Here is an 8,442-nt window from a genome sequence, read left to right as displayed (position 1 = left end):
GCGCGGAACAGCGCCCGTACCCCGCGCCCGTTCCACCCGCCTCCCCCGCCTCCCCCGCCTCCCCCGCCTCTCGCGACGCCGCCTCCCGTGACGCCGCCCCGCGTGAGGCCGCCGGCCCGCCCGGTTCCGGCACCGACGACGTCATCCGGACCCGCGGCCTGACCAAGCGCTTCCGCAGCGGCCAACTCGCCGTGGACGGCCTGGACCTGGCCGTGCCGCGCGGCTCCGTCTTCGGGTTCCTGGGCCCCAACGGCTCCGGCAAGACCACCACCATCCGCATGCTGATGGGCCTGATCGCCCCCACCTCGGGCGTGGCCACCGTCCTCGGCGAGTCGATGCCGCAGTCCGTCGCCACCGTGCTGCCCCGGGTGGGTGCGCTGATCGAGGGCCCGGCCCTGTACGGCTTCCTCTCCGGACGGGACAACCTGGTGCGCTTCGACGCCGCCGACCCGACCGCCGACCCCCGCACCCGCCGGCAGCGGGTCGACACGGCGCTGGAGCGGGTCGGCCTGAGCGCCGCGGCGGGCAAGAAGGCCCGCGCGTACTCGCTGGGCATGAAGCAGCGCCTGGGCCTGGCCTCCGCCCTGCTCCAGCCGCGCGAGCTGCTGGTGCTGGACGAGCCGACCAACGGGCTGGACCCGCAGGGCATGCGGGAGATCCGGGCGCTGGTCCGGGAGGTCGCGGCGGAGGGCACCACGGTGTTCCTCTCCTCGCACCTGCTGGACGAGATCGAGCAGGTCTGCACCCACGCCGCGGTGATGTCCCGGGGCCGGCTGGTGGTGCAGGGCACCGTCGCCGAGCTGGCCGCCCGGGCGCAGGGCCGGCTGGTGGTCCGCACCCCGGACGTGGCGCAGGCCACGGAGGTGCTGGCGGCCCACCGGGTCACCGCCCTGGTGCCCGGCGAGGACCGGGTGGACGGCGAACCGGGCGTCCTGGACGAGGAGGCGCTGCCCAGGCTGTGCGCGGCGCTGGTCGAGGCCGGGGTTCGGGTGCACGGCTTCGGGCTGGAGCGGGGCACGTTGGAGGACGCCTTCGTGGCGCTGACCGGGGAGGGCTTCGATGTCGCGGGCTGAGGCGCTGTCGCAGGCGCAGAGGCCGTCGCCGGCCGGGACGCCGCCGACCGGCACCGGCCGGCGGCCGCAGACGGCGGCCGGGTTCCTGGCGCTGTTCCGCAGCGAGCTGCACCTGACCTTCCGCCGGATGCGCACCAAGGTGCTGCTGGGCATCCTGGCGGCGCTGCCGATCCTGATCGGGGTGGTGATCAAGCTCAACACGGACAGCCCGCACGAGGGCGGAGGCGGTCCGAGCTTCATCGCACAGACGACGCAGAACGGGCTCTTCCTGGTCTTCACCGCCCTCGCGGTGGCCCTGCCGGTCTTCCTGCCGATGACGGTGGGCGTGGTCGCCGGGGACTCGGTGGCGGGCGAGGCGGCCGCCGGGACGCTGCGCTACCTGCTGGTCGCCCCGGCCGGGCGGACCAGGCTGCTGGCCGCCAAGTTCACCGCCGGACTGGTGTTCTGCCTGGCCGCCACGGCGGCGGTCGCGGTGACGGCACTGGCCGCGGGCGCCGCGCTCTTCCCGCTCGGCCGGGTCACGCTCATCTCCGGGGACACCATCGGCCTCGGCGACGCGCTGCTGCGCGCCCTGCTGGTGGCCCTGGTGGTCGCGGCCTCGCTGGCCGGGCTGGTGGCGATCGGGCTGTTCGTCTCCACGCTCACCGGCAGCGGCATCGCGGCGATGGCCGCCACCGTCGGGCTGGTGATCACCGTCCAGATCATGGACGCCTTCCCGCAGCTGCACGCCATCAGCCCGTTCCTGTTCTCCCACTACTGGCCGAGCTTCGCGGACCTGCTGCGGGCACCGATGTACTGGGACGGCGTGCTGAAGGACCTCGGCCTCCAGGCCGCCTACGTCGCCGTGTTCGGCTCGGCGGCCTGGTCCCGCTTCACCAGCCGGGACATCAGCGCGTGACGGCCTCGCGGGCGGCCGCCTGCGCGGGTGCGGGCTGCGGCACGGCCGCGGCCCGCGCCGCGCGGTCGGCCCGCACCTGGCGCAGCGCGTCCCAGGTGAGCACCGCGAGCGCGGCCCAGACCAGGCCGAAGCCGGCCCAGCGGGCGGGCGGCATGGACTCGTGGAACACCGCGACACCGATCAGGAACTGGAACACCGGCGCCAGGTACTGGAGCAGCCCGAGCACGGTCAGCGGCACCCGGACGGCGGCCGCGCCGAAGAACAGCAGCGGGATCGCGGTGATCACCCCGCTGAGCATCAGCAGCCCCGAGTGCCCCCAGCCGTACGAGCCGGCCACGGTGTGCCCGAAGGTGCCGCGCCCGGAGACCTCCAGGTAGACCAGGTAGCCGAGGGCGAACGGGAACATGAAGGCGCTCTCGGCCGCCAGGCTCTCCAGCCCGCTCAGCCCGACCTGCTTCTTCAGCAGTCCGTAGGTGGCGAAGGAGAGCGCCAGGGTGAGCGCGATCCAGGGCAGCTGCCCGTACGCGACGGTCAGCACGGCGACGGCGGCCGCGCCGATGCCCACCGCCGTCCACTGCGCGCTGCGCAGCCGCTCCTTGAGCACCAGGACGCCGAAGGCGATGGTGACCAGGGGGTTGATGAAATAGCCGAGGCTGGTCTCGACCACGTGCCCGGCGTTGACGGCCCAGATGTAGACGCCCCAGTTCACCGAGATCACGGTGGCCGCACCGGCCAGCATGGCGAGCCGGCGGGGCTGGCGCAGCAGCGGGCGTATCCAGCCCCAGTGCCGCTGGGCGATCAGCAGCAGGACGACCGCGACCAGGGACCAGACCATCCGGTTGGCCAGGATGTCGTCGGCGGCACCCGGTTCCAGCAGCGGCCAGAACAGCGGGAAGAGTCCCCAGATGCCGTAGGCGGCGACGCCGCACCAGAGTCCCCGGCCGTTGTCCTGCTGGTCCGTGTCCGCCATGGCCGAGTGTCCTCCCGCGCGCGTGTGTCGAGGCGACGGTAGCGGGCGGGAGGGGCGACTGTCATCTCCGTTTTCGGATTTTGGTCATGACATTGCTTGAGTGCCGGACACGTCCGGCGTCTCCGGGGCCGGAGCTGCGATGTTCCGGAGTCCGGGGCCCCGGCGGCTCAGGAGTTCAGGGCCGCGCGGACGGACTCGGCCAGCGGGACGGTCGGACGGCCGATCAGCCGGGCCAGATCGCCCGGGGTGCCGGCCAGCTCGCCGCGCGCGATGCCCGCGTCCACGTCCACCAGGACCTCGGCGAAGCCCTGCGGCAGGCCCGCACCGACCAGGGCGTCCAGGTGCTCGGCCGGGGTGACGTCCCGGTGCTCGACCGGTCGGCCGGAGGCCTGCGTCAGCTCGGCGGCCAGCTCGGGCAGGCTCCAGGCGGCGTCTCCGCTCAGCTCGTACACCGCGCTCCCGCGGTCGTCCTTCGCGGTCAGGACCGCGACCGCGGCGTCCGCGTAGTCCCGGCGCGGGGCGGTGGCGATCCGGCCCTCCCCGGCGCTGCCGAGCACCACGCCACGCGCCACCGTGCCGGCCACGTCGCCCAGGTAGTTCTCGGTGTACCAGCCGTTGCGCAGGAACGCGTACGGCAGACCGGAGGCGAGGATCAGCTCCTCGGTCGCCTTGTGCTCGTCGGCCAGCCGGAAGGTGGCCGCGCCGGGCGCGCTGGTGTAGGCGAGCAGCGCGACCCCGGCGGCCTTGGCAGCCTCCACCACGGCCCGGTGCTGCGGGATCCGGCGGCCGACCTCGCTGCCCGAGATCAGCAGCACCCGGTCGCCCTCGGCGAAGGCGCCGGCCAGGGTCTGCGGCTTGTCGTAGTCGACGACCCGGACGGCCACGCCGCGTGCGGCCAGGTCGGCGGCCTTCTCGGCGGAGCGGACGGCGACGGCCACCTCGCTCGCGGGGACCTCGGCCAGCAGGCCCTCGACGACGAGACGGCCGAGCTGGCCGGTGGCACCGGTGACGACGTACATGGTGGGCTCCTCAGGGGGTGGTGAAGCGGTTCTGACCTCGAAACTCACCCTAGAGATGGCACTAACCTTTCGAAAGTACGCACTTCAAAGTAGGGTACTGACATGAAGGTAAGCGAGCTGAAGCCCGGCGGGCTGCCTCCCGCCGACGTCTTCGACCGGATGTGCCCCTCCCGGGGCGTGCTGGAGCACGTCACCAGCCGTTGGGGCGTGCTGGTGCTGGGCGCGCTGAACGAGCGCGGCTACCGGTTCAGCGAGCTGCGCCGCAAGGTCACCGGCGTCAGCGAGAAGATGCTCGCCCAGACCCTCCAGACGCTGGAGCGGGACGGCTTCGTGCTGCGTGAGGCGCACCCGGTGATCCCGCCGCGGGTCGACTACAGCCTCACCCCGCTGGGGCGGGAGGCGGCGGAGCTGGTCGCGGCGCTGGCGCACTGGTCGGAGCGACGGGTGCCGGAGGTCGAGGCGGCACGCCAGGCGTACGACGGGCGGGCTACCGCCCTGCGATGAGGGCGTCGAGTCCGTCCGGGACCCGGGCCGAAGGCGTGGGCGTGGTCCGGGCTGTACGCGCCGCTGTGCGCCTCACCGGCTGCGGCGCCGACCCGCGCGGCGACCGGGTGGCGCTCCGGGCGGCGCGCTCGTCGGCGGTGAACCCCCCGAGCAGGGCGAGGGTGCGGGCCGGGTCTCCTGCGCTGCTGCGGTCGGTGGCCATGGGCCCGTCGTTTCACGCACCGGCAGGGGGCCTTGACGGTGCGGACGGCTACCGTCTCCCCATGACCAGCCCGACCAACCCGCCCGGTCCGACCGGCCCCGAACCGCTCCCCGGGACGGACACCGCCCAGACCCTCCGCCCGCGGGTGACCTGCCGCCGCTGCCACCGGCCGCTGCACGACCCGGAGTCGCGGATGCTGCGGCTGGGCCCGGAGTGCCGGGACCCGGCGGAGCGGGTCGCACGGTTCGACGTCGACCAGGAGCCGCTGCCCGGGGTGGGGTAGGACGGCCCGGGGCGACCGCCCTCAGCCTCTGCCGAAGAGGCGGCGCAGGCGGCCGGGGCGGGGCTCGCCCGCGGGCTCCGACTCCTCCGCCGTCCCCGGTCGGCCCGCCGTCTCCGGTTCGGAATCCGCCCCGGCGTCCGCGGCGTCCTCCCGGGCCGTCAGGTGCCGGGCGAGCGCGCGGTCCTCGTCGGACATCCAGGGCGCGGCGAGCACCAGCGCGGACAGCGAGCGGAGGATCGTCACCACCCGGGTGCGGCGGGCCCGAGCACCGTGGTGCAGTCGCTGCTGGAGCAGGGCGGCGACGTCGGCCCGGGTCCGCGGCTGGGTCCAGCCGATCGCGACCAGCGCGAAGCCGGCCGCCTCGACCACCCAGTCCTCCGGACCGAGCAGCAGGTCGCGCAGCACGCGGCGGCGCTCGGAGCCCTCCCAGGGCTGGTCGGTGCGGTGGTGGGCGATGCCGAGGCAGGCGAAGACCTGGACGGCCCGCACCCAGAGTTCGGGCTGGTGGGCGAGCAGGGCGCGGCCGAGTTCGTCCTCGCGCGGCATCGGCGGGTGGACCAGGACGCCGAGCAGGTCGTCCAACGGCAGCCCGGCCAGCCGGACGGCGTGGTCGTAGGCGGCAGGGACGGTGGGCCAGAAGATCTCGGCGGTGGCGCGGACGAGTTCGGCGCTCTGCGGCGCGGGCGGGGCGACGGCCGGGCGCGGGTCGGTGCCGTCCCAGGCCCAGATCCGGGTGGTGGGCTCGGTCAGCGGCAGCCGGGGGTCGGGCTCGCCGACGGCCTGGTAGCCGACGGTGGAGCGCGGCAGCGCGAGCCGGACGGCCAGCACCGAGCTGGGCGGCTCCACGGTGGAGGCCGTGCAGTCGATCTCGGTGTCGCGGTCGGTGTCGGAAGCGGCGAGCACCTGGTGCAGCACGTTGACGGTGGCCTCGGTGGCGCCGGAGACCAGGCCGAGCCAGGGCTCCCGGTGGCTCAGCCGCTCCAGCAGCTCCTGGGCGTACTCGTGCTCGGGGTGGGCGCGGTGGTGGTCGGCCAGGCCGAGCAGGTGGGCCGGGTCGCCGTCGAGGGCGTGGCGCAGCCCGTACCGGGCCGGGCCGGCCTTGGGGTGCTCGGGCTCGGCGGCGAGCACCCGGTCCAGCCAGGGCAGGCCCTCGGCGGGGCGGCCGAGGGCGCCGTACAGCTCGGCGACGTCGACGGCGAGGTAGCTGCTGGAGTCGTCGCGATCAGGTGCGACCCTTGCCAGCTCGGCCTCCCAGACTGCGAGCGCCCGTTCCGGGCGGCCGGCCGAGCGCAGGGCGTTGCCGAGCATCACGGCGGGCAGGTAGCCGGGGGCCAACCGGTGGGCCCGCTCGGCGAGTTCGACGGCGCGGGCGGTGTCGCCGAGCCGGCGGGTCAGGCCGGAGGCCATCGCCAGCAGCAGCACGTGGTCGTCGTGGCGGGCCAGCACGGCCTGCACGAAGTCGTGGAACGGCCTTACGGCGTCGGCCGGTTCGGCCGGGAGCGGGTCGGGCAGCGCGCCGGTCGCGCGGGCCACCGCCTGGGCGACGGCGTCCGGGTCGACCAGGCCGGGCAGGTCCTCGCGGGCGAGCCAGGCGGCGTGCGCCCAGGGGCGGGCCGGCTCGTACTGGACGGCGGAGGCGAGCAGGCCGACGGCAGTGTCCCAGTCCCCGGCGGCAGCCTCCACGTGGGCCCGGCAGGCCACCGTGCCGAGGTACACCCGGCCGTCCAGCGGGAACAGCTCGCGGGCCGCCGCCGGGCCGCCCGCCGCCGCGCACAACTCGGCCAGCGCCTCGTGCAGTTCGGGCAGCTGGGGATCGGCGAGCACCGCGTCGCAGAGGTGGTCGGCGGCGTGCCGCAGGTCGCCGGAGTGAATCGCCAGCCGGGCGACCGCGACCTCGCCCTCGGCCGCCAGGCGCTCGTCGTCCTCGTCGCCGCTTCGACCGCTCATTCGCCCCTGCTCCCCCGGTGGCCTCGCCCTGTTCCGTCCCGCTCCGCACGAGGCTATCCGGCGCGACCGACAGCCTCATGATCACCCCGGAGGCGGCCGCCGTCCAGCCCGTCGATCGGATACGACTCGTACGGGTGGTTTAGACCTCCAGGGGGCACAGCCGGCGGTCGGCGCCCACCACGATGTCCGAGGTTCTTCGCCAGCGAAGTGCCAACCCTGCCACCGGAATCGAGGACATCGATGAAGCTCTCGCGCACCCTGTCACTGGCGGCCTCCGCCGCCGTTCTGAGCACCCTCGCCATCGCCGGCCAGACCGCCCCGGCCTCCGCCGCCGGCTCCTTCGTGGTCAGCGAGTCCCAGTTCAACCAGATCTTCCCGAACCGGAACGGCTTCTACACCTACAAGGGCCTGGTCGACGCCCTGAGCGCCTACCCGGACTTCACCACCACCGGCAACGACGCCACCCGCAGGCGCGAGGCGGCGGCCTTCCTGGCCAACGTCAGCCACGAGACCGGCGGCCTGCGGTACGTCGTCGAGCAGAACACCGCCAACTACCCGCACTACTGCGACGCTTCGCAGCCGTACGGCTGTCCGGCCGGGCAGTCCGCGTACTACGGGCGCGGGCCGCTCCAGCTGAGCTGGAACTTCAACTACAAGGCGGCCGGCGACGCCCTGCACATCGACCTGCTGCACGACCCGTACAAGGCCGAGAAGGACCCGGCTGTCTCCTGGAAGACCGCCCTCTGGTTCTGGAACAGCCAGACCGGCGCCGGGCGGATGACCTCGCACGACGCCATCGTCAACGACAAGGGCTTCGGCGAGACCATCCGCACCATCAACGGTGCCCTGGAGTGCGACGGCAAGAACCCGGACCAGCGTGACGACCGGATCAACCTGTTCAAGCAGTTCGCCGGTGCCCTGGGCACCAACACGGGCGGCGGCAACATCTCCTGCTGACGGGCGCTTCGGCCGCTCGGTGCGCGGAGTCCCGGTGCGCCTGACCACCGCGTTCATCGAACGTCGATCACCCGTCGACCGGTTGTCCACACCCCGCCCCGATCGTGATCACCTGCCGGCCACCGGGGCCGGCCCCCTCCGAGGAGCTGAAAATGATCACGAAGCGGATCGCACGGGCGTCGACACTGGCCCTGGCAACCGCCGCACTGGCCGGCACGTTCACCGTCGGCGGCGCGGGCAACGCGTTCGCGGCGTCGGGCGGCGGCTGCAACGGCAGCACTCAGCAGGCGTGCATCAGCGTCAACGGGAGCACCCTGGTCGCCGACGCGTACACCAACTTCGCGAACTCCAACTGCACGGTCGACCTGGTCCTGTACGACCGGAGCACCGGCTACCGGTGGGACACGATGGCAGGCTGCGGGCTCGGCTGGTCCCACTACGTCGGCACGCAGGTCCCCAACCCCACCCCGGGCCACGTCTACCAGACCCAGCTCATCGTCAACTGGGGCGGGAACGTGGGCGTCACGTGGAGCCCCGAGCTGACCGCCTGACGCCTCCGGGCCGTCGCGGAGCGGGAAGTCGGCCGGGC

Annotated in this window: 9 protein-coding genes; 6 read left to right on the top strand and 3 right to left on the bottom strand. The window is 74.1% G+C overall.

The window, feature by feature from the left end; translation table 11 throughout:
- Together ACFU7Y_RS34130 and ACFU7Y_RS34125 are read left to right on the top strand one after the other, a co-directional pair.
- On the top strand, positions 1-1,073 hold a 1,073-nt coding region (locus tag ACFU7Y_RS34130; protein ID WP_380770688.1), incomplete at its 5' end, for an ABC transporter ATP-binding protein.
- Positions 1,060-1,971 carry an ABC transporter permease gene (locus ACFU7Y_RS34125; RefSeq protein WP_224282906.1) on the top strand — a complete coding sequence of 304 codons (912 nt, stop codon included), beginning with the start codon at positions 1,060-1,062 and terminating at the stop codon, positions 1,969-1,971. The genes ACFU7Y_RS34130 and ACFU7Y_RS34125, both read left to right, overlap by 14 nt.
- Here the strand turns inward: ACFU7Y_RS34125 and rarD are convergent.
- Both rarD and ACFU7Y_RS34115 read right to left on the bottom strand, forming a co-directional pair.
- Positions 1,961-2,941: an EamA family transporter RarD gene (rarD, locus tag ACFU7Y_RS34120; RefSeq protein ID WP_380770687.1), complete on the bottom strand. Its 981-nt coding sequence runs from the start codon at positions 2,939-2,941 to the stop codon at positions 1,961-1,963. The genes ACFU7Y_RS34125 and rarD overlap by 11 nt on opposite strands.
- Positions 2,942-3,108: 167 nt before the next feature.
- A complete protein-coding gene (locus ACFU7Y_RS34115) occupies positions 3,109-3,960 on the bottom strand; it encodes an SDR family oxidoreductase (RefSeq protein ID WP_380770686.1) in 852 nt (283 codons plus the stop codon).
- Positions 3,961-4,062: 102 nt separating this feature from the next.
- Between ACFU7Y_RS34115 and ACFU7Y_RS34110 the strand changes: the two genes are divergently transcribed.
- Positions 4,063-4,464, top strand: coding sequence for a helix-turn-helix domain-containing protein (locus ACFU7Y_RS34110; RefSeq protein WP_224281461.1), 402 nt, complete (start codon positions 4,063-4,065; stop codon positions 4,462-4,464).
- Positions 4,465-4,727: 263 nt separating this feature from the next.
- Positions 4,728-4,949 (top strand): DUF6011 domain-containing protein, encoded by a 222-nt coding sequence (locus tag ACFU7Y_RS34105; RefSeq protein ID WP_224281462.1) that lies wholly within the window; start codon positions 4,728-4,730, stop codon positions 4,947-4,949.
- 21 nt (positions 4,950-4,970) lie between these two features.
- Here ACFU7Y_RS34105 and ACFU7Y_RS34100 read toward each other — a convergent pair whose 3' ends face one another.
- Positions 4,971-6,896, bottom strand: coding sequence for a hypothetical protein (locus ACFU7Y_RS34100; RefSeq protein WP_380770685.1), 1,926 nt, complete (start codon positions 6,894-6,896; stop codon positions 4,971-4,973).
- Between the two features lie 240 nt (positions 6,897-7,136).
- Between ACFU7Y_RS34100 and ACFU7Y_RS34095 the strand changes: the two genes are divergently transcribed.
- Complete coding sequence (locus ACFU7Y_RS34095; RefSeq protein ID WP_224281465.1) at positions 7,137-7,853, top strand: chitinase; 717 nt, start codon at positions 7,137-7,139, stop codon at positions 7,851-7,853.
- A gap of 152 nt (positions 7,854-8,005) precedes the next feature.
- On the top strand, positions 8,006-8,404 hold the full coding sequence (locus tag ACFU7Y_RS34090) for a hypothetical protein (RefSeq protein WP_224281466.1): 399 nt from the start codon (positions 8,006-8,008) through the stop codon (positions 8,402-8,404).
- Positions 8,405-8,442: the final 38 nt, after the last annotated feature.

Origin of the sequence: Kitasatospora sp. NPDC057542 (assembly GCF_042801945.1) — a bacterium.
Classification (GTDB): domain Bacteria; phylum Actinomycetota; class Actinomycetes; order Streptomycetales; family Streptomycetaceae; genus Kitasatospora.
This window is presented reverse-complemented; position numbering and strand designations above follow the sequence as displayed.

Excerpts from the sequence above, each read along its gene's own strand:
- ACFU7Y_RS34095 (WP_224281465.1), top strand. The coding sequence starts at position 7,137 with ATGAAGCTCTCGCGCACCCTGTCACTGGCGGCCTCCGCCGCCGTTCTG.
- rarD (WP_380770687.1), bottom strand. The coding sequence starts at position 2,941 with ATGGCGGACACGGACCAGCAGGACAACGGCCGGGGACTCTGGTGCGGC.
- ACFU7Y_RS34100 (WP_380770685.1), bottom strand. The coding sequence starts at position 6,896 with ATGAGCGGTCGAAGCGGCGACGAGGACGACGAGCGCCTGGCGGCCGAG.
- ACFU7Y_RS34125 (WP_224282906.1), top strand. The coding sequence starts at position 1,060 with ATGTCGCGGGCTGAGGCGCTGTCGCAGGCGCAGAGGCCGTCGCCGGCC.
- ACFU7Y_RS34105 (WP_224281462.1), top strand. The coding sequence starts at position 4,728 with ATGACCAGCCCGACCAACCCGCCCGGTCCGACCGGCCCCGAACCGCTC.
- ACFU7Y_RS34115 (WP_380770686.1), bottom strand. The coding sequence starts at position 3,960 with ATGTACGTCGTCACCGGTGCCACCGGCCAGCTCGGCCGTCTCGTCGTC.
- ACFU7Y_RS34110 (WP_224281461.1), top strand. The coding sequence starts at position 4,063 with ATGAAGGTAAGCGAGCTGAAGCCCGGCGGGCTGCCTCCCGCCGACGTC.
- ACFU7Y_RS34090 (WP_224281466.1), top strand. The coding sequence starts at position 8,006 with ATGATCACGAAGCGGATCGCACGGGCGTCGACACTGGCCCTGGCAACC.